Origin of the sequence: Citrobacter amalonaticus (genome assembly GCF_002918555.1) — a bacterium.
GTDB classification, from domain to species: Bacteria; Pseudomonadota; Gammaproteobacteria; order Enterobacterales; family Enterobacteriaceae; genus Citrobacter_C; species Citrobacter_C amalonaticus_A.
In genome coordinates this window covers 161,459-184,359 of the sequence record NZ_PQMB01000005.1, presented here as the reverse complement: position 1 = coordinate 184,359, position 22,901 = coordinate 161,459, and the positions used below count along the sequence as shown (strand labels likewise).

Here is a 22,901-nt window from a genome sequence, read left to right as displayed (position 1 = left end):
TTACTCCTTGTTTTTGGTATCTGGCAAGCGCCAGAAATCGAAAAAGTTAAACCAGTCGAGCGGCGACTGTAGCGCGTAGTGCTCAAGGCGTTTGGCGTAGCGATCGATGGTTTTCTGCAACGCGCCCTGACGTTCGGCACGCGGTAATAACAGCGGATCGGCGAACGGCTCGCAGTGAATGCGCAGCTTCCCTTCCTGACGCAGGGCAAAAATAAGCGCCACCGGACAGCGCAAAATGGCGGCGAGAATAAACGGCCCCTGAGGGAACGGGGCGACCTGTCCCATAAAACGACTCCAGCAGACGCGCCATTCACCGCCGCGCTGCGGGTTTACCGCAATGCGATCGCCGACAATGGCAATCCATTCGCCGCGCTCCAGTTTCTCTTTAAGCAGGATGGCGGTCTCCGGGCCGATATCGGTCACCGGCATCAGGTTGAGCCCTGCCTGTGGCGCCATCTCTGCCATAATTTGCTTAAAGCGTTGCGCGTTGTCGCTGAACACCAGCGCATTGATGATTTTACTGCCCTGTAATTGCGCCAGCGCGCGACAGGCTTCGACATCGCCCAGATGCGAGGCCAGCAGGAGTTTTCCCTGCGGATCGCTGACGTTCAACGCCTCTTCTGCACCTGGCGCAAAAACCACATCGCGACCGAAGTGCAGCTCTCCACGCCAGCTGGCGATTTTATCGAGCATCGCATTCCCGAAGCGCAGGAAGTGCTGATAGCTGGTGAGCTTTGGCGGCACGGGCATCCGGCGCGCGATGAGTTGTTCACGCACGCGGGTTATCCAGTGTTGTGATGCGTTACGCGCCGTGGCTGCCGTCAGCCAGTACGCACCGACCACCGGGTACAGCAGCAGGGAGAATGCCTTACGCCCCAACAGGCGCCATACCCGCAGCATCAGGCGCATCCCCCATAATCCTTTTACCTCCTGCTGACGCGCCCAGTGCGGCGATGAGCGGCGAAACAGCAACGAAGGAATGCGCGGCAACATGCCGAAGAACAGACGCGTGTGCATCAGTGAGATGCGGCAATTGTCTTTGAAGGCATCGAAATGAGACAGCCCGTCCTGGGGATAGGTCACGCGGGTCGGAACAAAATAGCTGGGATTGCCCTGCCAGTAGAGTCGTACCATCACTTCCGTGTCGAAATCCATCCGTTTGCCGAGCGCCACGCGCTGCGCCAGTTGCAGCGTTGGCGCAACCGGATAGACCCGAAAGCCGCACATGCTGTCTTTCAACTGTAGCGAGAGCGTTTCAATCCATACCCAGACGTGGGTCACCCAGCGTCCGTACAGGCGGGAACGGGGGATGGAGTCATCGTAAATCGGCTGTCCTGAAATTAGTGCGTGCGGATGCGCCTGCGCCAGTTCAAGCAGCCTGGGAATATCTTCGATGGCGTGCTGACCGTCGGCGTCGACCTGTACCGCATGGCTGAATCCGGCCTCTGCCGCGGCCTGCAAGCCACAGATCACCGCCGCGCCTTTCCCCGCGTTCTCCGTCAGCCGGATTAAGGCCAGGTTCGCGGTTTCTGCCGCCAGTCGATTCAGTTCCTGTTGCGTGTCGGCATCGCTGCCATCGTCCACCACAATGCAGGGCAAGCCAAACGGCTGAAGCCGCTCCAGTACGCGCGCCATCATCGCGCCGTGGTTATAGCAGGGGATCAGCACGCAGGGTAAAAAGGTTAGCGGCATAACCGGACCTTCCCGCTGCTGGCGGTATGCCGCGCCGCGCCGTCGTGACGCAGATAGCTGAAGGTGAGGATCTGGCGTGCTTCCTGCCAGTTCAGCGTCAGCGTGACGGTGCTTTCCGGCAACAGCGGCGCCTGGAACTTCACGTTCTGAATGCCGTGAAAGCGCCAGCCGGGCGCGAGCAGCGTGGTGGCGTAATGCATCACCCAGTCTATCTGCGCCACGCCGGGCAGCAGCGGCTGAACGGCAAAGTGTCCTCTGAACCAGAACAGAGAAGGATCGAGATATAAAACAATCTCAACCTGGTGCGGCTGTGCCTGATGGCGCTCAATTTCACGGGGTGTCATGAAATAATTCCTGTAATTGCGCATAGACACGCTTGTTCATACTGTTGACCGGGATCTCGTCAATCACGCGCCAGTAACGGGGAACGGCGACCGGCTCCAGCTTCGGTTGTAGCGAGCGCCGCCACGCCTGTTCCAGCGCTTTGCCGCCCGATTGCTGCCAGCGTTGGCGGGCTTCATCATTCAGTACCAGCAGGACGCCCACGCCCTGACGAGCGCCGCGTGAGACGGGCAGTGCTGCCGCCTCGCGGATCCCGTCAAGCTCCAGCAGGCGTTGCTCGACTTCGCTGAGCGAAACCCGCTTCTCTTCAATTTTGACGACCCGATCCCGCCGCCCTGCCAGGTGGAACCGTCCGTTTTTTTCGAATTGCAGATTATCGTCGAGCAGCAGGCCTTCAACGTCTGCAATCAATGGTGAAAACACGCGAAACGCGTTGTTTTCTGGCTGAAGCCGGACGCCGGGAAAGGGCAGCCATGCCACATCGTCCTGCTGACGATAGCGCCAGGCGAGGACGCCGGTTTCGGTGCTGCCGTAAATTTCATCCGGCCAGACGCTGAGCCAGGCCGCGGTTTGTGCGGCATCCTGCCAGGGAAGCACGCCCCCGGCGGACAGCATCATCTTCACTGGCGGTGGGGCAAGCTGGTGGTCAAGGCGCTTGATAAAGGCCGGACTGCTGATAAACACATAGTGATGCTCATGATTCAGCGCCGCAAGCTGCTCGGCGTACCAGAGCATTGCCGCATGCAGCGGCAAGCCCAGCGCCATTGGCAGGACGATACGAAAGGTCAGGCCATACAGGTGCACGGGTGTGACGGAGGCGACCACGCGACAGCCCGCGAGCCGTCCGGCAAAACGAGTCGCCAGCAGCTCTGCTTCGCTGTCGAGGAGGCTTACCGGTTTGTTCACGCGTTTTGGCTGACCGGTCGAGCCGGAGGTAAACAGTTCAACACTGGCGTCGTCGGCAATGGCCGGAAACACGATGGCTTCCGTGGTCGCTGTCATCGTGGAACGCACAACCGACTGCGGGCCTTGCCAGCCAGGCGTCTTATCGCTCAGCACGCCGTCAAAGAAGGCGCGTTGCTCATCAAGGAGCGATGCGCGGTTATGCCCTGGGATCACCGGTATTTTTCCCGTGTGCAGCGTCGCCAGGAGTGCCACGATAAACAGGTAGCTGTTTTCAAAGCACAGCGCCCAGCGATCGCCTTCCTGCCGTTGCAGGTATTCCATGAGGTGGGCGACATCGTGGCGCAGGTGGCCAAGAGTCCAGGTCTGTTCACCCAGCCAGGCGATCGGCGTTTCTGCCGGACGTGGGGCGGTGAGCCATCGGGCAAGCGTCAGCGTCTGCTTCATTGTGGATCTCGTTTAATTATCCGGCGGCGTACCAGCCATTCACCGGCCATCAGCAAGCCCATTAGCAGATAGGCAATCATGCCATTCCAGGCGGTCCACAGGGACATATCGCCGAGCAGGGCGGTAAAAAGCGCGATCCCACCATTGATGATGAAAAAGGCGCACCAGACTTGCGTCACCCGCCGGGTATATCGCACTGCCACCTGCGGAAGCGCCGGATCGCGCAGGCGCGCCAGACGCTCAACGATGGGCATCGCCGACCACAGCGACCCGCCAAAAACCGTAAGCATGATCGCGTTCACCACCACCGGATAAAACAGCAGGAGTTGATGTGTTTTTAACAGGTAGCTGGCGACGCAAAGCGTGATGCCTGCAACGGCCACCACCTGGGTGACAACACGCAACGGTCCCGCCCTTCTCCGGGTCTGGTGAAGGCGTAAAAAGAGAAGGAGCGCCATCAGCGGCAGCAGCCAGTGCAGGCTGTTATGCGCCAGACCAAACCAGATTAAAAACGGCCAGGCCAGCAGCAGCAATCCTGTCAGCAACGGTAAGGCAGGCAGCGAGCGAACGCCCGACATCGCGAGTTACGCTTCTTTTAGCAGACGTTCTACCGCATCAACGACGTCCTGCACGGTACGCACGGCTTTAAACTCTTCCGGCTTTATTTTCTTACCGGTTTTCTTTTGCAGATGCACGATCATGTCGACGGCGTCGATGCTGTCCAGCTCCAGATCTTCATACAGGCGCGCCTGTGGCTGAATATCCTGCGGGTCAACTTCAAACAGCTTAACCAGCAGCGCGGAGACTTCTGCATAAATGGCTTTTTGTTCGGTCATAGCAGGCTGTCCTCAGGCACGTTGCGCGTGAATAAAAGATGCCAGCGTGGCAACGGAGAAGAAGTGCTGACGCATCTCTGCGCTTTCCGCAGAAAGGACCACGCCGTACTGATTTTTTACCGCCAGTCCCAGTTCCAGGGCATCAATTGAGTCCAGCCCCAGACCATCGCCAAACAGCGCCGCCTCGGTTTCAATATCGTCTGGCGTCAGCTCCTCCAGATTCAATGTTGTTATGATGAGATTTTTAATTTCAAGATAAAGCGCTTGCATCATTAATTCCTGAGAAAGGTAAATTACCTGGTTGTAATTGCAGCAAAAGATGCCGGTTCAACTGTCTTGCCGCCAGCGCCGGTTCTTGTGAATTTGCGTCGTAAAATTTTCCGATCCTGACCCGGTCACCCACCTGGATGGTAAAACGCGGTTTCGTCGGCGGTACCTGATACCATTTGCTTTTTTTATCCAGCATGCGTTCGCTACAGTGGATCGTCACAATGCGTAGATCACTGTTGCAGCGCACGGCGATATTTGCCGCACCGCGCTGTAGCGTCATCGTCTCGCCGGGCGTTGTTCGGGTACCTTCGGGAAATATTAAAAGGGTATCGCCCTGTGCCAGACGCTGCCGGCTGGCGGGCAAAAGGGCGTCTGCCTGGCTGTTGATCAGATAATCTGCGGCTCGTACCACGCCGCTGAGGAAGGGATTCTTCAGCAGGGCGCTTTTCACCAGACAGTCTGTTTCTGGCATCACTGAGGCCAGAAGCACGTAATCAATCAGGGTTGGATGGTTAGCGACCACCAGACACCCGCGTTCCTGGCGCAAAATGTCACGGCCTGCAATGTGATAATCCAGCACGCCCAATACGCGAGTGACCGTTAAAAAAAGACGGAAGCTGGCTGCAATGCTGCGCCGCGCAATACGGCGACGGCGGGCAGGATCCCGGACGAAAATCAGCAATATGTTAAACCAGACGACGGACAACAGCAGGCCACCGGTACCAAACAGGGCAAAACAGAAGCCGGTCATTACGATACGCCATAGCCGGTTCAGGAATGAAAAGAACGCACTCATGCTCTGCTCCAGTGCCACTGCATACGTTCGCCGGGGAGGGTAAACGCGTCGGCATTCTGCAAGTAGTGCTGTAAAAACAGCAGGCTTTGTGGGAGCTCTGTCTCCGCGCCAGCCTGACCTGGCTGAGTCTGACACTGCCAGTCGCTGCCTGCTTCGCAGACCAGCGCCACTGCCCAGGGCCAGGTTGGCATATTTTCGGGAAGCCGTGGATGGTAAAACTCAGGCAGAAAACCGTCAAAATCGACCATCAAAACGCGCTGGTAGCCCGCGTGCAGCAGACTGATGACTTCGCAGAGTCCTTGCTGGAAGGTGTCGCGACCCGCCGAGAGAGAAGACGAGACGATCGGTTGTTTTGCCGCGATAGTCAGGTTTCCCACGGCGGAGTTGTGGACAGACAGGGCAAAATCCGTGGGCGAAAGCGCCTGTTCTGTCGCCAGCGCGTGCAGGATGCGGTAATTACGCTCAAGTTCACCGTGACGGCTGGTGTACAACACCGCATCAATATCGTGGCGGCGCAGCATTGCCAGCCCACACTCCACGGCAAGTTTGCTCCCGGAGCTAAGGCGGCGGGCGGTCATCATCGGCAGCTCGCTGAGCTTCGCCTGCGGCGCGGCAGGATCGATGGCGTGCGAAAGCCGTGACCATTCATGCCACTGTGTTGATTCGCTAAGCCCTGGCGCCATCGCCCGCCAGTCGGTAATGTTTAATGCAAATTTCATCAACGCGTATCCGCGATAATCGGGTGATACCAATGGCGTTTCAACGCCACTTTGTTATTTCTTCTTCTGACATATCAATAAAGTATGTCCCACGCCTAAGCTGTCGTGGCGTTCATCTACCTGAAACCCTGCCAGATTCAGATAGTGATAAAACTTCTCTACGCTGTAAAAACGACTGTTGCCGTTAGCCATGCAGGTAAAATAAAGCGAAGAGGCATTCAGGCTAAATGAGGCCGCTTCAAATTTCTGCGCATCCCAGAACAGCTCCATAATGCATAGCTTTGCGCCGGGTTTCATCACGCGGGCAACGTTGCTGAGCATGGTGATAATTTGTTCCGGAGAAAAACAGTCGAGAAATTGGCTCATCCACCAGATATCCGCCTCTGTGGGTAAAGGTGCGTCGCCAAGCATATCCACCGCATGGAAATCTATGCGATGAGATAATCCTGCATTTTCGATATTTTCACGGGCCAGCGCAATTTGTTGTGGTAAATCTAATAGGGTTACCGCGATATTTTCATCGTACTGACAGCAACGTAATGCCCATTTCCCGGTATTTCCGCCGACATCGTACAGGGTTGCAGGGCGACTTGCGAATACATAGGGCAGCGCCGCGTCAAAAGCGCCATCGGAATAGTAGTGATCAAAGGCAAACCAGCTTTCACGTGCGGACGGGGGTAATTGCGATAACGCCGGATATATGGTGGGCCAGTCGCCAAACACTTTTAACCCGGACGGTTTCCCTTCCTGCAAAGCGTTCTCCAGAAAGAACAACCCCTGGTAGCAAACATCCTGCGTGAAGTCCATATTCACGCGGGTCATGGTATCGTGCAAAAGGAAATGTCCTACTTTTGCCAGATAATAACGCCCCGCCTTATACGTGATAATGCGTCCGCTTAATCCCATGTCCAGCAGTACGCCGACCGCATATTCATTGACCCGGCTATTCTCTGTTATCTCTTCCAGCGTTGCGCCTTGTCTTCCCCGATCGTCAAGGTAAGCCAACACATCTGCATTTCGCAGACAAAGTGCAGTTTGAAACAGCATTGGAGCGAAGGCGATACGTTGTGCTTCAGCAATCGCATCCAGTGCGCTGAGGGAGTCCTGTTCGTACATATAGCATTCAACCTGTTAAGAGCCTGGCTCATCAGCCTTTTTGCCTGCTATTTTGAACCTCCGGGCAGTGCTCGCCATCCTCACGTACTCCGTGTTCAAACTGCCTGCGCCAATGACGCCTGATGGATCAGGCTCTAAGGGGCAATAAGGAAATATCGGACCGTAAACGGTCCGACTTCAGGCAACATTACAGACTGGCGCCGGCAGACAGGTTTAACTGAATGTCTTTATCCAGGTTACGCACCCAGCGGTTATAGTTTTTATGAATTTTGCCGCCAGAGGCCTGCAGATTGAGGCTGCTGTCGTAGGTGATGTCATAGCGGGTAGCGGAATAGGTGATTCGCACTTCAGCTACGTGATCGCGGGTTTGTTGACGTGCTTTGATGACGCCCGGACCGGCCTCAGACATGACCCACTGACGTTGAACGCCTGCTTTCAGAATCGCGTTTTTCACCTGATCCTGGGTATGGCCTGCGCTGACGCCAGAGTGCACCTGATCAATGGGCGCTGTGCGTGCACAGCCCGCCAGCGCACCAACGACGGCAATGGCAGCAAACCACTTAATGTATTGTTTCATGAAGACTCCCTGCAAAGTATTGTGGATAAAATGAACAACTCAGTTTCTGAATTATACTCGTCATACTTCAGGTTGCTGGTGCGTTGCCGCGTTACTCGGCCTCGCCCCTTCGGGGCCAGCGCAAGCGCTGTGCAAAACGACGACGCGTTTTGTCCCGCAACTCGAATTATTTAGAGCATAGTGCTGTCAGCATGAGGAAGGTTTTTATTATTTTTTTGTAAAACTGGTATTCATTCATGCGATAGCGGTCAGATAACAGGTTTTATCGTTTTCAATATGCGATGATAACATTTCACGCAAACTATAAGCTGGCCGGTACAATATATCAATAAAATAATCATCCATTATATACTCGTCATACTTCAGGTTGCAGATGTGTTGGCTTTATTCCTCGGCTCATCCCTGAGCCTCGCCCCTTCGGGGCCAGCGCAAGCGCTGTTCAAAACGACGACGCGTTTTGTCCCGCAACTCGAATTATTTAGAGCATAGTGGCATATCGAGAATGAAACCTTTTGAACTATTTATTGATTGTATATATTTTTTACGGAAACGATTTTAGTTAAATATCTATTTTAATCGAGTTAAGTATTGGGCTTGCTTTTTCTTATTTAAGCTAAATCAGCGCATATACATTAAATATGCGCCAGTTTAACGGGTCAGGGATAAGATAAAAACTACCCTGGTTGGTAGGGGCGATTATCCCGGTAATCGGCTCTTAGGGCGTCCCGGCCCCAGTAATATGGCCAGCTTGCTGCCGCCTTTGGTGGTTTCCATCCAGATTTTACAGACGCTGGTTAAGGGAACGGACAGCAACATCCCCACCGGGCCTAATAACCATCCCCAGACCAGTAACGACAGAAAAACCACCAGCGTAGACATGCCCAATCGGTGTCCCATCATGCGCGGTTCCAGAATATTACCGATGATCATATGTACTACCAAAAAGAGTATCCCAACCAACATACATTCGTAAAAACCGTTGAACAGCAGCGCCTGAATCATCGGCGGGACAGCGGAAATCACTGAGCCAATATTGGGGACATAGTTAAGCAGAAAAGCCAGCACGCCCCACATCAGCGCAAATTGTATCCCCATTAGCGTCAGCCCCAGCCAGATAATGACCCCGGTCCACAGACTGAGTAGCGTTTTCAGCGCCAGGTAATGTGAAACCCCTTTCAGGGCCCGGTGCAATCCTGCAATGTGAATTTGCGGATTGTTCAGTGCAAAACGCAGTTTGTAAGGCACGTGGCGTACCTCAAAGAGCATAAAGACGACCGTCATAACCAGCAGCACGACGCTCGCCATCGCACCGGAAAGCCCGGTCATCAATGTGGTGGTGAAGGTCATCAGCTTGTCAGAATCAATGCGTTGCAGCATCCGTTCTGGTGACATGTGTATATTCAGAAAGGGCAGCATCTCCTGCAAATGCAGGACTTTGCGCGTCAGCTCCTTATTGTAGTTCGGCAGCATGGCGACAAATTCATTAACAGAGGCAGCAAGCACGCCGACCAGCGCGGTAAGCACAATAAGCATCACCACCACCACAATGGTAATTGCCACCGGACGCCGGATACCACGACGAATAAACCAGGTCACCAGCGGGTTAAGCACAATGGCGAAAAAAAGCGCCAGCAATAATTGCACAATGATATCTGCCGCAGCATGGATACCCGCCAGAATCACCACCAGCGATGCCAGTTTAAGCAGGATATGCATGCCCGTTTTATCGGGCTGAGGAGCTGTCATTCGTGATTCCTTTACTGTGATTTTTATTAAGAGCCCGGCAATAGTCTGATGGGCCAGGTTCTAAGTGTAGCGGCTGGCGTGTTGCCGATATTCCTAATCTGTCTGCTGATTTCCGGCGCGCAACATGGTAGAAATGAAACACTGTTGTAAATACGTGGTGATCCCCATGCCCGAACCCGTCGCCGAACCGGCGCTAAACGGTCTGCGTCTCAATCTGCGCATCGTCTCTGTGGTGATGTTTAACTTTGCCAGCTACCTGACTATTGGCCTGCCGCTCGCGGTTTTGCCGGGTTATGTTCATGATGTGATGGGCTTTAGCGCCTTCTGGGCAGGGCTGGTCATCAGCCTGCAATATTTCGCGACCTTACTGAGTCGTCCTCATGCCGGACGATTTGCCGATTTACTGGGACCGAAAAAAATCGTCGTCTTCGGACTGTGCGGCTGCTTTTTAAGCGGGGCGAGCTATTTTCTGGCAGGCAGCGCCAGCGGCTGGCCGATCGCGAGCCTGTTATTGCTCTGTCTGGGACGCGTCATTCTGGGGATTGGACAAAGTTTTGCCGGAACCGGCTCCACGCTGTGGGGGGTGGGCGTCGTGGGCTCGCTGCATATTGGCCGGGTGATTTCATGGAATGGTATCGTCACCTACGGTGCAATGGCGATGGGGGCGCCGCTCGGGGTGTTGTTTTATGCCTGGGGCGGTCTGCAAGGGCTGGCGCTGGTTATTATGGGCGTCGCGTTGCTGGCGGTGCTGCTGGCCATCCCTCGTCAGGCGGTTAAAGCCAGTAAAGGTAAACCGCTGCCGTTTCGCGCGGTGCTTGGGCGCGTCTGGCTGTACGGAATGGCGCTGGCGCTCGCGTCTGCCGGATTTGGGGTTATCGCCACCTTTATCACCCTGTTTTATGACGCCAAAGGCTGGGATGGCGCCGCGTTTGCGCTGACGCTTTTCAGCTGCGCGTTTGTGGGTACGCGTCTGCTGTTCCCCAATGGTATTCATCGGTTCGGCGGCTTAAACGTGGCGATGATCTGTTTTAGCGTGGAGATCGTCGGGTTATTAATGGTGGGCATGGCGGTGATGCCGTGGATGGCGAAAATCGGCGTGCTGCTGGCGGGCATGGGGTTCTCGCTGGTCTTCCCGGCGCTTGGCGTGGTAGCGGTAAAAGCGGTACCGCAGCAAAATCAGGGGGCTGCGCTGGCAACGTATACCGTGTTTATGGATCTGTCGCTGGGGATGACCGGGCCACTGGCGGGGCTGGTTATGAGCCGGGCGGGCGTACCGGTTATCTATCTGGCCGCGGCGGGACTGGTGGCAATTGCCATGCTGCTGGTCTGGCGCTTAAAAAAACGGCCACTGACTGAAGAACCAGTGACCGTTTCATCGTCTTAACTCACTGGATAACCAGCGTGTTGATAATGTTTTCTGCTGCGGTCTGCGCTTTCTGCTGATCGTCAGCAGGTAATGTGATTTGCAGAGTCAGCAACTGATTGTCGACTTTACCCAGAACCACGGAAGAGTACGCCGTCTGGCCTTTAGCCGAGATAATGCTGTCCAGCTGTTGCAGCGTGTGGCCTTTCAGCTCAATGGCTTTGTTGGTCACCACCTGCAACTGCGGGTCACGGCTGCGCTGCTGATCTTCCAGACGTTTTGCCAGTACGGCCAGATCTTCGTTGGTATTGTCGCCCACAATAACAATCACGGCTTTTTGACCGGTTGCGTCGGAATAGACGTGCATATTGTTAGCCTGGGTGCCCAGCTTACCGCTCTGATCGGTCATATCTGCCGGCAATGAGAAACTCAGTTTGCCATCAAGCAGGCTGACAGGTTGTCCGGTTGCATGACTTTCTGCGGCGGCACCTTCTGCCGGCGCTTTGGTATCGCTATTATCACAGGCCGCAAGCCCCATAACCAGCAGGCCAATACCGACATATTTAACCAGATTGCGCATTGACTTCTTCCTTTCGATAAACGGCCATAACGGCTCATTCGTTCATCTTATCACAACTCGGAAAATGAACCTTTAACTCGTCTGCAATGCAGAGATTTCAGATTTATCTGCCAGTCTTTTCAGCAACATATTCAGCAATACGCCATACATCGGCAGGAAGAAAATAATGCTGATCAACACCTTGAAACCGTAATCGACCAGAGCGATTTCCATCCAGTGCTCGGCCATAAAAGCATCCGGGCTACGCCAGAAGGCGATAAAGAAGAACGCCAGGGTGTCGCTGACGTTGCCAAACAGCGTTGAGGCCGTTGGCGCCATCCACCAGCGGCGATTCTGACGCAGGCGATTGAAGACGTGGACATCCAGAATCTGCCCCAGCGCGTAGGCCATAAAGCTGGCTGCGGCGATACGGGCGACAAACAGGTTGAAGTGCAGCAGCGCGCCAAATCCCTGCCAGGATCCCATATAAAACAGCGATGAGATGACATAGGAGATCAGCAGCGCCGGGATCATCACGGCGAAGATAATACGACGCGCCAGCGGCGCGCCAAAAATGCGCACGGTCAGATCGGTAGCGAGAAAAATAAAGGGAAAGCTAAACGCGCCCCAGGTGGTGTGGAAACCCAAAATGGAGACCGGAAGCTGTACCAGATAGTTACTGGAGGTGATCACCAGCAGGTGGAATAGCGATAGCCAGAACAACGCTTTTACGCGCTGTGTTTGTGTGAACGGAGTCATATTGTACCTTTTTATGGATATTTGGGGTGAGGGAACCCAATTCGTGCTGCATGCTATTTGTCCGCGCCAATAACGCGTCTTAACATTTTTAAGCCGCCGCATGATACTGCTTTAAAAGCGTAATGCAATGGCTAATTTTTACGCAATCGTTAACCTGTCTGGCTTACTGATCATTATGGGCGTAAAATACCGCCGTTTTTTCGTGAATGAGATTAAGATGAGCGAGCTGTTTTCCTCCCCCGACCATACCCTTGATGCCCAGGGACTGCGTTGCCCGGAACCGGTAATGATGGTGCGTAAAACCGTACGCAACATGCTGGCGGGTGAAACGCTGCTGATTGTGGCGGACGATCCGGCCACCACCCGCGATATCCCCGGTTTCTGTACTTTTATGGAACATGAGCTGGTCGCGCAGGAGACGGGGTCGTTGCCATACCGTTATCTGATCCGTAAAGGCCAGTAACCGCCCCGGCATGCTAAATCCACGGCACCGGTTCGCGCCGATAGGGTGAAAAGCGCCAGAATTTGATAAAGCGGTTGCCGACGTACAGTAAAAAATGGCCCGGCAGAGCACCTGTACCGGGCTTTTCTCTGTACTTTAAAAACTTTCCCAATTGCCCTCAGCGGGAACGGGCTGTGGCTTTATTTCTCTGCTCAGCGGGGAGCGTATTGTTCCCTGGTCGACGGCGTGCTCAATCCGAAATGCGGCGACGGCCAGACGTAGCGCGCTGGCCTGTTCTTCCAGCGCCGCGGCTGCGCTCGCGGATTCCTCCACCAGAGAAGCATTCTGCTGCGTCACGCTATCCATTTCTGATACAGCCTGCGCTACCTGTTCGATACCTTTACTTTGTTCGTCGGATGCGTTGGCAATCTCATCCATAATGCTGGTTACCTGGGTCACCGCGGTCACGATTGCCTTCATTGTTTCTCCGGCTTCATGCACCTGGCCTGCACCGGTATTGATACGTGAGACTGAGCTTTCAATTAACACTTTGATCTCCTTGGCTGCCTGCGCGCTGCGGCTTGCCAGGGTGCGAACTTCACCTGCCACGACAGCGAATCCCCGTCCTTGCTCTCCGGCCCGTGCGGCTTCTACTGCGGCGTTTAGCGCCAGGATGTTCGTCTGAAAAGCAATACCATCTATCACGCTGGTGATATCCATAATTTTTTCGGAGCTGCTCGCAATATCATTCATCGTATTGACCACTTCATGAACGACGCGCCCACCGGTTAACGCTGTTTCTGATGCGGTCTTTGCCAGGCTCGTAGCGTGACGTGCGTTGCTGGTATTTTCCCTTACGGTTGCCGTCAGCTGTTCCATACTTGCCGCCGTTTCTTCAAGTGCAGCGGCTTGTTGCTCGGTACGGGAAGAGAGATCGGTGCTGCCCGCAGAAATTTCGCCTGCCCCGGTATAGATTGAATCTGCATTGTCACGAACCACACCCACGGTACGAACCAGCGATTGCTGCATCGTTTTTAAGCCAGCCGCAAGCAGGCTCATTTCACTACGTCCTTGCGCATCAATATGTTGGGTTAAATCACCCTCTGAGATGGCATGAATTTGATCAATCACATATTGTAATGGGCGCAATAATACGCGCTGTAATCCAAGCCAAATCAGGACCAGCAGGGTTATTGCGATCGCAAAAATGATACCCAGCGTCCAGAGCATTTGATTAAAGCTGTTCTGGTTTTCCTCGCCAGCCAGTATTAACAGATGATTATTCTGTTCCAGCCACTCCTTATAAACTTCCCTCATCTCATCCTGCGCCTTCTGGGCATCCAGGTTGCCATAATCTTCATAGTTATTCGCGCTGAGAAACTGGATAGACTGTTGCAGGACGTCATGCATGTGCCTGAAACTGGCTTTTGCTTTGTTATCAATGGCGGGGTCTTCGCCTGCAATATCTTTCGTATTGATAAAGTTCGTGAAATGTTTATCTGCCTCAGCAAGGGAAACGCTGGCATTCGTCAACAGCTGGGCCATTGCTGCTTGTGCTGCAGAGTCCTGTTGATTTTTCAACATTCGAATAGCAACACGGGTAATGGTCACCCGGGTTTCGATAAGGGTCTGATAACTCCCGCCGAGTTGCTGCTGCTGGTAGTTGAGCACGCTGGTTTTGTGAAAATTAAGCCGATCGTGACTCACCGCTGAATAGAAGAATATTCCTGTCACCAGTAATAGTCCGCAAAATATTCCCAGTGTTGTAATAATTCCAGTTATGACTTTGATATTTTTCATAAGGTCTTACTGTCCTTTATGGGGATGGATAATTTCTTTATCGGTAGGATAAATGTTAACCTTATGGTTAATGTTGTTTTATTTTGTTAAGATTTTGATATAAATAAGGAAATTTTTAGTGGCGGAATATACAGAAACTGGCATGCAAATATTCTCTTGCATGCCAGTATGATGACGTGAAAATTCAGAAATTTATTTTTAGTTAGCGAAAAAAACAATGTCCTGACGGTGCGCTGGTATTATCTTTTACGCAACAACCGCAGCGCATTGGCGGTAACCAACACCGTCGCTCCGGTGTCCGCCAGTACCGCCAGCCACAGTCCGGTGATCCCGAGCAGCGTAGTCACAAGGAAAATCCCCTTCAGACCCAGTGCAATGGTGATGTTCTGGCGGATATTGGCATGAGTGGCGCGTGCCAGCTGAATCATTTGTACCAGGCCGCGCAGACGGTTATGGGTCAATGCCGCATCTGCCGTCTCCAGCGCCACGTCGGTGCCGCTACCCATTGCGATACCGATAGCGGCGGCTTTCATCGCCGGAGCATCGTTGATGCCGTCGCCGACCATGGCAAGCGGCGAATGCTGGTTAAGCGTGGTAACCGCTTTTACCTTATCTTCCGGCAGCAGCCCGGCTTTAAACTCCAGCCCCAGTTTTCCGGCGATCGCTGCCGCCGCACGCGGGTTGTCGCCAGTCAGGATAACGCCTTGTACACCCAGATCGCTAAGCTCGCTGATAGCGATGCGCGCGTCGTCGCGTAGGGTATCCTGCAGGGCAATGACGCCAAGTATGGCATCATTACGCAGCACCAGAACCACGGTCTGTCCGGTGTTTTCCAGTTCATTAATTTTTTCGGCAAAGGTGTCGGCTGGCTTTTTACCTGCGGCGCAAATCAGCACGTGCTCGCCGTTAATCTGTGCCTCGATGCCCGTACCCGGCAGCACTCGTTGGCCCTCGGCGGCTGGAATTGCCAACGCTTTTTCCTGGGCTTCGCGCACCACAGCCTGCGCCAGCGGATGCGTTGCCCCTTGTTCCACCGCCGCTGCCAGCGCCAGTAGCTCTGATTCACTGACCCCCGTGGCCGGATGGATGGCGGTCACGCGTGGTTTACCGACGGTCAGCGTACCGGTTTTGTCAAACGCCACCTGGGTAATACGGCCCAGCTGTTCCAGCGCCGCACCGCCTTTAATTAACGCCCCGCGGCGTGCCGCTGCGGCCAGGCCGGAGGTAATCGCCGCAGGTGTGGAGATCACCAGCGCACACGGACAACCAATTAACAGCAGCGTTAGTCCCTTATAAATCCACACCTCCCAGGAGGCGGCAAAGAGCAACGGCGGAACGAGCGTGACCAGCAGCGCGACGGCCATAATTGCCGGGGTATAAATACGGCTGAAGCGGTCGATAAAGCGCTCGATTGGCGCACGACGCTCTTCGGCTTCTTCTATCAGCTTCAGGATACGGTCAATAGCGCTGGCGCCGGGTTCCGACAGCACCTCCAGGGTGACGAGCCGGTCAACGCTGGTGGCGCCAGCCGGAACTTTCTCGCCAGCTGTGCGTTCCACCGGGATGGACTCTCCGGTTAGTGCGCTCTCATCAAAACTGGCAAACCCGGAAACCAGCTTGCCGTCTGCGGGCAGGCGTCCACCTGCGGCGACTTCAATAATGTCGCCAGGTTGCAGGGATTTAATGGCGACATCTTCACGCACGCCGTTGCGAAGGCGGGTCGCGGTTTCCGGCTTAAGCGCCATCAGCGCACTGACCCCTTTGCGGGCACGGCTGGCGGCCCAACCTTCCAGACGTTCACCAATCAGGAACAGCAGCAGGACCATCGCCGCTTCAGCGGTCGCGCCAATAAACAATGCGCCGATAGCGGCGATACTCATCAACGTCTCAATAGCAAAATAGCTGCCGGTTTTAATCAGGCGTAGCGCCTGGCGGGCAACGGGATATAACCCGACCAGCGTGGTGGCGATAAACGCCAGTTGACCAAAGGGATGGTTGAACTGCTCCAGACCCCAGCTGATCGCCATCATCACGATCAGTGTAATCAGCGGCAGGTTCTCTTTCAGACGGGATTCAGGTTCCTGTTCCTGGGTCCGGGCGTCGCGCAGGGAATAGCCCGCTTTTTGCACGGCACTTTCAATTTGCGGGCGAAGGTCAGACTCTGCGTCGACCACCAGCTTCCCGGTGGCAAACAGTACCTGAACCTGATTAATCCCCTTGAGCTGACGTACCGCGTTTTCAACTTTACGGGCGCAGGCGGCGCAGTCCATCCCTGAAACGAACCATGTGTAACGGGTACCTTCAACCGTATCGGAAACCGGAGCCGGCGTCGCGCAGCTGCCTTCACAGCAGCAGTCATCGGCCTTCTGCGGCGCAGGGGCAAGCCTGAAGGATGAAAATTGTGGGGCTTTTTTACCAGCGGTATCGGGTGTCGACATAACATCCTCCGGTTGATGATAATTTTCTCATTAACCGAAGGATACACTCTGGAGTCGACTCCAGAGTCAAGCATTATCAGAGATAAAGTGAACGGACGATCAGGAAGTGTCCGGCGAAGTAGCAGGCGGCGGCAATCGCGTTGTCTGCACGGAAGCGATAGCGGTAGTGGCTGCCCAGCCAGACGATATTCCCGATGAACAACAACGTCGCACCGGTGAAGGCGGAGAGAGCTGGCGACGTTGGGCGGAAGAACCACAGTTCACCGGCCAGCCAGACCATCACCAGCGTCATACCGATAAAAGTACATATCGGCCAACGAAGATCTTCCAGGCGCGTCCAGATGACGGCTATCAGCAGCCCGCCCAGAACCAGCAGCACCAGCGGTAATGGCCAGAAGAATGACAGCGTCATCTGGCTGGCGAAGTATATGGTGTACAGCAGGTGCGAAAGGAAAAATGCGCCAATGGCGTACAGCAGGCGCTGGCGCGGCAGCAGCGTCAGGGCATCACCAACCAACGAGGCGCACAGGCCCGCCAGTACCAGATAGCAAATGGCATTAAACATTGGCGCTTGCCACGCCAGCAGGAGCAGGAGTAATAAGGTGACGGGCTTAAATACCCAGCGTTGCCAGGCAGGCCCACGATATGAAGCATCCACAAATAGCCATGCGGAAAGACAGACAGCGATAAACGACCAAAGCATCTTAGTTCCTTGAATTCGTTATTTTTTCGCAAGCAGTATGCTTACGGTAATGATATTCAGTGTAGAGGGGGCGACGGCCTGATGACAACACATTAACAGGCAGGGTATGCTTATTTGCGCATTTTCTGATGGGTTATACCCGTCGTACTTAGGTTGCATGTGCGTTGGCTTTGTGACTCGCCCCCTGGGGGCCGCTGCCAGCGCGTTCAAATCTGCTTCTGCAGATTTGTCACTCACTTTCCGCCTTCCTGCACTGCGCATCATTTAGGGTATGAAATTATGAGCAAGCCGCCTCTTTTTTTTATTGTTATCATCGTCTTAATTGTTGTTGCCGCGTCGTTTCGCTATGTCTCGCAGCGGCGGGAAAAAGCCGATAACGATGCCGCACCGTTACAGCAAAAGCAGGTGGTGGTGAGCAATAAGCGTGAAAAGCCGATCAATGACCGGCGTTCGCGTCAACAGCAGGTCACCCCGGCGGGTACCAGTATGCGGTATGAGGCCAGTTTCAAACCGCAGAACGGTGGCCTGGAGCAGACCTTTCGTCTCGATGCGCAGCAATATCATGCTCTGACGGTGGGCGATAAAGGTACGCTGAGCTACAAGGGAACGCGGTTTGTCGATTTTGTTGCTCAGCAATAAAGTGGAAAGCCGCTCGCGTTTGCAGGCCGGATAAGCGAAGCGTCATCCGGCACTCTCATGCCGCGTTATTTTTTGACGTTTAACTTCTTCTGCCAGACCAGCAGCTCAAACACGCCAAACAGGAAAATGCGGATTTTTTCCCCGGCGGTCATCTGTGGCCCGTCTTTTGGCATGGTGGATTTCAACAGCGCCAGCTGCATACCGTGCATCAGCGCCATAAACACCAGTGCGACGTTAACGAAAATATTGAGCGGGCGCGGGAAGGGCTGCACCAGGTTAAGCAGCAAAAATGCCCAGACGCAAAGCATCAGTAATCGACCCAGATTAATTAGCATCCCTTTCTCCTTGTGCTTCACGTTGATACAGACGGTACGCGACCTGTCCGGCGACTTTTTCCCGATATAACGACCAGTTTATCGGTACAGGCGGCAGGCCATTTTCGACCTCGCTTTCAACGTAAATATAGGCTTCATCAGCAAGCCAGCCCTGAGTTTCCAGCAGATTAAGCGTCTCTTCCAGCAGACCTTTACGAAACGGCGGATCGACAAATACCACATTGTGCGGCGTACCTGTCTGCGCCAGAAAAGCCAGCGTATTGGTATTGATCACCTTCCCGTGGGGAGCTTTCAGCGTAGCAAGGTTCTTTTGTAACTGCTGTGAGACGGCCCGATCCATCTCCAGAAGCGTCGCGCCTGCCGCATAGCGAGACAGCGCTTCCAGCCCCAATGCACCGCTCCCCGCGAAACAGTCCAGACAGGCTGCGTCCACCATGACCGGGGCCAGCCAGTTAAACAGCGTTTCCCGGACGCGGTCAGTGGTCGGACGTAAACCGGGACTGTCTGGCACCGGAAGTTTGCGGCCCCGCCATTGTCCGCCAATAATGCGGATTTGGCCGCTGCCTGAATGATTCGGTTTTTTCATTTCAAATACTCAAACCGCCCGTGGCAAGTCATTCCTGGCCTGGCGGTGATGTGAATTAAGTTAGCCCATCGCTTTTCAGGTTACCTCTGCGTTGGCTGCGCCTGCTCACCTGAATCACTTACTCATGTAAGCTCATCGGGATGAATGAGGGGCATCCTGGTCCCTCACTGAGGGCAGCCTCTGGCTGTTCAAATTCGTTCCTGACGAATTTGTCACTCCCTTGCTGCCTTGACGTAACTCGAAATTCATTGGGTATAAGTGATAGACTATTTCATCATTTTTTTTAGCGTCTATACACAAAATCATTCAGGATGCATCGGGGCGGCAGGAGAATGCGTCACTGAGCGTACGAGTAGTACGTGACTGAGACGAGTAGCTCAGCAGCCGACAAAGAGGCAGCCTGAAGGATGAAGTGTATATATATAGGGCCGCGAGGGGTGTAACCGCAGATGACAAAACAGAAAAAACGTGGCTTCTTTTCCTGGCTGGGCTTTGGTGAGAAAGAACAGGAACAAGAACAAAAAACCGAAGAACAGCAGGTTGTTGAAGAACAATTAACGCCAGAAACGCCTGTTGAGACGGCTGCTGAATCAGAAGCGGCAGAGCACGCCCACAGCCAGGTGGAGACGGAAGCCTTCGCAGAAGAGGTTGTCGAGGTCACTGAGCAGGTTCAGGAAAGCGAAAAGCCAGAGCCTGTTGCTGCTGAAGTCGCTGAAGATATTATTGAACCGCAGAACGCGATCGCGCATGAAGCGCAGCCGGAAGAGGTGAAAGTCGAACAAACTTCGCCTGAAGAGTGGCAGGCCGAAGCGGAAACGGTAGAAATCGTGGAAGCGGTGGAAGAAGAGGCGCAAAACGAACCGCAGCTGACCGATGAAGAACGGGAAGCGCAGGCACTGGCCGCTGAAGCAGCGGAAGAGGCCGCGGTTGTGGTGCCGGAAGAAAAAACGCCGGTTGAGGACATTGCGCAAGAGCAGGAAAAACCGACCAAAGAAGGTTTCTTCGCACGACTGAAACGTAGCTTGCTGAAAACCAAAGAAAATCTGGGTTCCGGATTTATCAGCCTGTTCCGTGGCAAGAAAATCGACGATGATCTGTTTGAGGAGCTGGAAGAGCAGTTGCTTATCGCCGACGTGGGGGTGGAAACCTCGCGGAAAATCATCGCTAACCTGACTGAAGGTGCCAGCCGCAAGCAGCTCAAAGACGCAGAAGCGCTGTACGGTCTGCTGAAAGATGAGATGAGCGAAATTCTGGCGAAAGTCGATGAGCCGCTCAACGTTGAAGGCAGGACGCCATTTGTTATTCTGATGGTTGGCGTCAACGGAGTGGGTAAAACCACGACCATCGGCAAGCTGGCGCGTCAGTTCGAGCAGCAGGGCAAATCGGTGATGCTGGCGGCGGGAGATACCTTCCGGGCGGCGGCAGTGGAGCAGTTGCAGGTCTGGGGGCAGCGTAACAATATTCCGGTGATTGCCCAGCATACCGGCGCAGACTCCGCATCCGTTATCTTCGATGCCATTCAGGCGGCGAAGGCGCGCAACATTGATGTGCTGATTGCTGATACCGCAGGTCGTTTGCAGAACAAATCGCACCTGATGGAAGAACTGAAAAAAATCGTTCGCGTGATGAAGAAACTCGACGAAGACGCACCGCATGAAGTTATGCTGACTATCGACGCCAGCACCGGGCAAAATGCGATAAGCCAGGCCAGACTGTTCCATGAAGCGGTGGGGTTGACCGGTATCACCCTGACCAAGCTGGATGGAACGGCGAAAGGTGGGGTTATATTCTCGGTTGCCGATCAGTTTGGCATCCCTATCCGCTATATCGGTGTGGGTGAACGTATCGAGGATTTACGTCCGTTTAAGGCGGATGATTTTATAGAGGCACTTTTTGCCCGAGAGGATTAACAATGATTCGCTTTGAACATGTCAGCAAGGCCTATCTCGGTGGGAGACAAGCGCTGCAGGGGGTTACCTTCCATATGCAGCCAGGCGAGATGGCGTTTCTGACCGGTCACTCAGGCGCGGGGAAAAGTACCCTGCTGAAGCTTATCTGTGGGATCGAGCGGCCGAGCGCTGGGAAAATCTTTTTCAGCGGGCACGATATTAGTCGCCTGAAAAACCGTGAAGTACCATTTCTGCGTCGTCAGATCGGGATGATTTTCCAGGATCACCACCTGCTGATGGATCGCACGGTCTATGACAACGTGGCGATTCCGCTGATCATTGCGGGCGCCAGCGGGGATGACATTCGCCGTCGCGTGTCGGCGGCGCTGGATAAGGTCGGGCTGCTGGACAAAGCGAGGAATTTCCCTATTCAACTCTCCGGTGGTGAACAGCAACGCGTGGGGATTGCCCGTGCGGTGGTGAACAAACCGGCAGTGCTGCTGGCGGATGAACCGACCGGTAACCTTGATGACGCCCTGTCGGAAGGCATTTTACGGCTGTTTGAAGAGTTTAACCGCGTCGGGGTGACGGTATTGATGGCGACGCACGATATCGGGCTGATTTCCCGTCGTTCTTATCGTCAGCTTGTCCTGAGCGATGGACACCTGCATGGAGGCCTGGCGAATGAATAAGCGCGATGCTATCAATCAAATCAGGCAGTTTGGCGGCCGACTGGATCGCCTGCGTAAATCGGGCGGCTCGTCCGGCGATGGCGGGCGTAACGCGCCCAAACGCGCAAAATCGTCGCCGAAGCCTAATTCGCGCAAGACCAACGTGTTTAACGAGCAGGTGCGCTATGCGTTTCAGGGAGCATTACAGGATCTGAAGAGCAAGCCGCTGGCGACGTTCCTGACGGTGATGGTTATCGCCATCTCTCTGACGCTGCCGAGCGTTTGCTACATGGTTTACAAGAACGTAAATCAGGCGGCGACCCAGTATTATCCTTCCCCACAAATCACCGTTTATTTGCAAAAAACGCTGGATGATGACGCGGCGGCGGGGGTGGTCGCGCAATTGCAGGCTGAGCAGGGCGTGGAGAAGGTCAACTATCTTTCCCGCGACGATGCGCTCGGTGAATTCCGCAACTGGTCCGGCTTTGGCGGTGCGCTGGATATGCTGGAGGAAAACCCGTTACCGGCAGTGGCGGTGGTGATTCCGAAACTGGATTTTCAGGGAACCGCGTCGCTGAATACGCTGCGCGATCGCATTTCGCAAATTAACGGTATTGACGAAGTACGCATGGATGACAGCTGGTTTGCCCGTCTGGCGTCGTTGACCGGGCTGGTAGGGCGTGTTTCTGCAATGATCGGTGTGCTGATGGTAGCGGCGGTTTTCCTCGTGATTGGTAACAGCGTCCGCCTGAGCATTTTTGCTCGTCGCGACACCATTAACGTACAGAAACTGATTGGCGCGACGGATGGATTTATCCTGCGTCCGTTCCTCTATGGCGGGGCGCTGCTCGGTTTTTCCGGCGCATTTTTGTCACTGATTTTGTCAGAAATTTTGGTGATGCGTCTGTCATCGGCAGTAACGGAAGTGGCGCAGGTCTTCGGAACTAAGTTTGATATCAACGGGTTATCGTTCGATGAGTGCCTGTTGTTATTGCTGGTTTGTTCGATGATCGGCTGGGTGGCAGCGTGGCTTGCCACGGTTCAACATTTACGTCACTTTACCCCCGATTAAAAAATCTCTGGTATAATCTTTCCCTGCAATGGGTTTCCGTTAGCAGGGAAAGAGTCCCCGTTGTCTCTTCCCCGCATTTCATCTTCATGTCACAATTTGTGCGTAATGTATTCACAACGTTGCATTGAACTTGTGGATAAAATCACGGTCTGATACAAGAGTGAATGATAATCTCGTTGCTCATTAACGCTGGCACGCGAA

Annotated in this window: 24 protein-coding genes; 6 read left to right on the top strand and 18 right to left on the bottom strand. The window is 54.3% G+C overall.

Annotated features, from left to right (window positions below; all coding sequences use genetic code 11):
- The 11 genes from C3432_RS20760 to C3432_RS20710 form a co-directional block, all read right to left on the bottom strand.
- The gene (locus tag C3432_RS20760) at positions 1-1,692 is read right to left on the bottom strand and encodes a glycosyltransferase family 2 protein (RefSeq protein ID WP_103778447.1); all 1,692 of its coding nucleotides are present in this window, start codon (positions 1,690-1,692) and stop codon (positions 1-3) included.
- Positions 1,683-2,036, bottom strand: a complete 354-nt coding sequence (locus C3432_RS20755) for an ApeI family dehydratase (protein WP_103778445.1) — start codon at positions 2,034-2,036, stop codon at positions 1,683-1,685. Before C3432_RS20755 ends, C3432_RS20760 begins: the two co-directional genes overlap by 10 nt.
- The gene (locus tag C3432_RS20750; RefSeq protein ID WP_103778443.1) at positions 2,023-3,384 is read right to left on the bottom strand and encodes an AMP-binding protein; all 1,362 of its coding nucleotides are present in this window, start codon (positions 3,382-3,384) and stop codon (positions 2,023-2,025) included. The genes C3432_RS20755 and C3432_RS20750 overlap by 14 nt, the downstream gene beginning before the upstream one ends.
- A complete protein-coding gene (locus tag C3432_RS20745; RefSeq protein WP_103778442.1) occupies positions 3,381-3,962 on the bottom strand; it encodes a COG4648 family protein in 582 nt (193 codons plus the stop codon). Before C3432_RS20745 ends, C3432_RS20750 begins: the two co-directional genes overlap by 4 nt.
- A 6-nt stretch (positions 3,963-3,968) precedes the next feature.
- Positions 3,969-4,220, bottom strand: a complete 252-nt coding sequence (locus C3432_RS20740; protein WP_103778440.1) for an acyl carrier protein — start codon at positions 4,218-4,220, stop codon at positions 3,969-3,971.
- A 12-nt stretch (positions 4,221-4,232) separates the two neighbouring features.
- Entirely contained in the window at positions 4,233-4,490 is a 258-nt protein-coding gene (locus C3432_RS20735) for a phosphopantetheine-binding protein (RefSeq protein ID WP_103778438.1), read from the bottom strand.
- On the bottom strand, positions 4,471-5,304 hold the full coding sequence (locus C3432_RS20730; RefSeq protein WP_374755480.1) for a lysophospholipid acyltransferase family protein: 834 nt from the start codon (positions 5,302-5,304) through the stop codon (positions 4,471-4,473). The genes C3432_RS20735 and C3432_RS20730 overlap by 20 nt, the downstream gene beginning before the upstream one ends.
- The gene (locus C3432_RS20725; RefSeq protein WP_103778434.1) at positions 5,283-6,005 is read right to left on the bottom strand and encodes a beta-ketoacyl synthase chain length factor; all 723 of its coding nucleotides are present in this window, start codon (positions 6,003-6,005) and stop codon (positions 5,283-5,285) included. The genes C3432_RS20730 and C3432_RS20725 overlap by 22 nt, the downstream gene beginning before the upstream one ends.
- Before the next feature lie 54 nt (positions 6,006-6,059).
- The gene (locus tag C3432_RS20720) at positions 6,060-7,121 is read right to left on the bottom strand and encodes a methyltransferase (RefSeq protein ID WP_103778432.1); all 1,062 of its coding nucleotides are present in this window, start codon (positions 7,119-7,121) and stop codon (positions 6,060-6,062) included.
- Between the two features lie 187 nt (positions 7,122-7,308).
- Positions 7,309-7,686, bottom strand: a complete 378-nt coding sequence (locus C3432_RS20715; RefSeq protein WP_146050954.1) for a hypothetical protein — start codon at positions 7,684-7,686, stop codon at positions 7,309-7,311.
- Between the two features lie 708 nt (positions 7,687-8,394).
- The gene (locus C3432_RS20710; RefSeq protein ID WP_103778428.1) at positions 8,395-9,444 is read right to left on the bottom strand and encodes an AI-2E family transporter; all 1,050 of its coding nucleotides are present in this window, start codon (positions 9,442-9,444) and stop codon (positions 8,395-8,397) included.
- Positions 9,445-9,577: 133 nt separating this feature from the next.
- On the opposite strand from C3432_RS20710, the gene C3432_RS20705 reads away from it, so the two are divergent.
- A complete protein-coding gene (locus C3432_RS20705; RefSeq protein ID WP_146050953.1) occupies positions 9,578-10,828 on the top strand; it encodes an MFS transporter in 1,251 nt (416 codons plus the stop codon).
- 1 nt (position 10,829) lies between these two features.
- Here the strand turns inward: C3432_RS20705 and C3432_RS20700 are convergent, their stop codons facing one another.
- Both C3432_RS20700 and C3432_RS20695 read right to left on the bottom strand, forming a co-directional pair.
- Positions 10,830-11,387, bottom strand: a complete 558-nt coding sequence (locus C3432_RS20700; RefSeq protein WP_103778424.1) for a DcrB family lipoprotein — start codon at positions 11,385-11,387, stop codon at positions 10,830-10,832.
- A 72-nt stretch (positions 11,388-11,459) separates the two neighbouring features.
- On the bottom strand, positions 11,460-12,125 hold the full coding sequence (locus C3432_RS20695) for a 7-cyano-7-deazaguanine/7-aminomethyl-7-deazaguanine transporter (RefSeq protein WP_103778422.1): 666 nt from the start codon (positions 12,123-12,125) through the stop codon (positions 11,460-11,462).
- Positions 12,126-12,342: 217 nt separating this feature from the next.
- Between C3432_RS20695 and tusA the strand changes: the two genes are divergently transcribed.
- Positions 12,343-12,588 carry a sulfurtransferase TusA gene (gene tusA, locus C3432_RS20690; RefSeq protein ID WP_103779098.1) on the top strand — a complete coding sequence of 82 codons (246 nt, stop codon included), beginning with the start codon at positions 12,343-12,345 and terminating at the stop codon, positions 12,586-12,588.
- Positions 12,589-12,723: 135 nt separating this feature from the next.
- Here the strand turns inward: tusA and tcp are convergent, their stop codons facing one another.
- The 3 genes from tcp to C3432_RS20675 all read right to left on the bottom strand — a co-directional run bounded on the left by tcp (position 12,724) and on the right by C3432_RS20675 (position 17,508).
- Positions 12,724-14,367 carry a methyl-accepting chemotaxis citrate transducer gene (gene tcp / locus C3432_RS20685; protein ID WP_103778420.1) on the bottom strand — a complete coding sequence of 548 codons (1,644 nt, stop codon included), beginning with the start codon at positions 14,365-14,367 and terminating at the stop codon, positions 12,724-12,726.
- Between the two features lie 239 nt (positions 14,368-14,606).
- Positions 14,607-16,805, bottom strand: coding sequence for a Zn(II)/Cd(II)/Pb(II) translocating P-type ATPase ZntA (zntA, locus tag C3432_RS20680; protein ID WP_103778418.1), 2,199 nt, complete (start codon positions 16,803-16,805; stop codon positions 14,607-14,609).
- A 76-nt stretch (positions 16,806-16,881) separates the two neighbouring features.
- Positions 16,882-17,508, bottom strand: coding sequence for a lysoplasmalogenase (locus C3432_RS20675; RefSeq protein WP_103778416.1), 627 nt, complete (start codon positions 17,506-17,508; stop codon positions 16,882-16,884).
- 279 nt (positions 17,509-17,787) lie between these two features.
- On the opposite strand from C3432_RS20675, the gene C3432_RS20670 reads away from it, so the two are divergent.
- Positions 17,788-18,147, top strand: a complete 360-nt coding sequence (locus C3432_RS20670; protein WP_103778415.1) for a DUF2500 domain-containing protein — start codon at positions 17,788-17,790, stop codon at positions 18,145-18,147.
- Between the two features lie 65 nt (positions 18,148-18,212).
- Here C3432_RS20670 and C3432_RS20665 read toward each other — a convergent pair whose 3' ends face one another.
- Both C3432_RS20665 and rsmD read right to left on the bottom strand, forming a co-directional pair.
- Positions 18,213-18,482, bottom strand: coding sequence for a DUF1145 family protein (locus tag C3432_RS20665; RefSeq protein WP_103778414.1), 270 nt, complete (start codon positions 18,480-18,482; stop codon positions 18,213-18,215).
- Positions 18,472-19,068 carry a 16S rRNA (guanine(966)-N(2))-methyltransferase gene (rsmD, locus tag C3432_RS20660; protein ID WP_103778413.1) on the bottom strand — a complete coding sequence of 199 codons (597 nt, stop codon included), beginning with the start codon at positions 19,066-19,068 and terminating at the stop codon, positions 18,472-18,474. Before rsmD ends, C3432_RS20665 begins: the two co-directional genes overlap by 11 nt.
- A gap of 449 nt (positions 19,069-19,517) precedes the next feature.
- Between rsmD and ftsY the strand changes: the two genes are divergently transcribed.
- From ftsY to ftsX, 3 genes are read left to right on the top strand one after another with little or no spacing between them, the layout of a single operon-like run.
- A complete protein-coding gene (ftsY, locus tag C3432_RS20655; RefSeq protein WP_103778412.1) occupies positions 19,518-20,978 on the top strand; it encodes a signal recognition particle-docking protein FtsY in 1,461 nt (486 codons plus the stop codon).
- A 2-nt stretch (positions 20,979-20,980) separates the two neighbouring features.
- Positions 20,981-21,649, top strand: coding sequence for a cell division ATP-binding protein FtsE (ftsE, locus tag C3432_RS20650; protein ID WP_103778411.1), 669 nt, complete (start codon positions 20,981-20,983; stop codon positions 21,647-21,649).
- A complete protein-coding gene (gene ftsX, locus C3432_RS20645; protein ID WP_103778410.1) occupies positions 21,642-22,700 on the top strand; it encodes a permease-like cell division protein FtsX in 1,059 nt (352 codons plus the stop codon). Before ftsE ends, ftsX begins: the two co-directional genes overlap by 8 nt.
- The last annotated feature ends 201 nt before the right edge of the window (positions 22,701-22,901 follow it).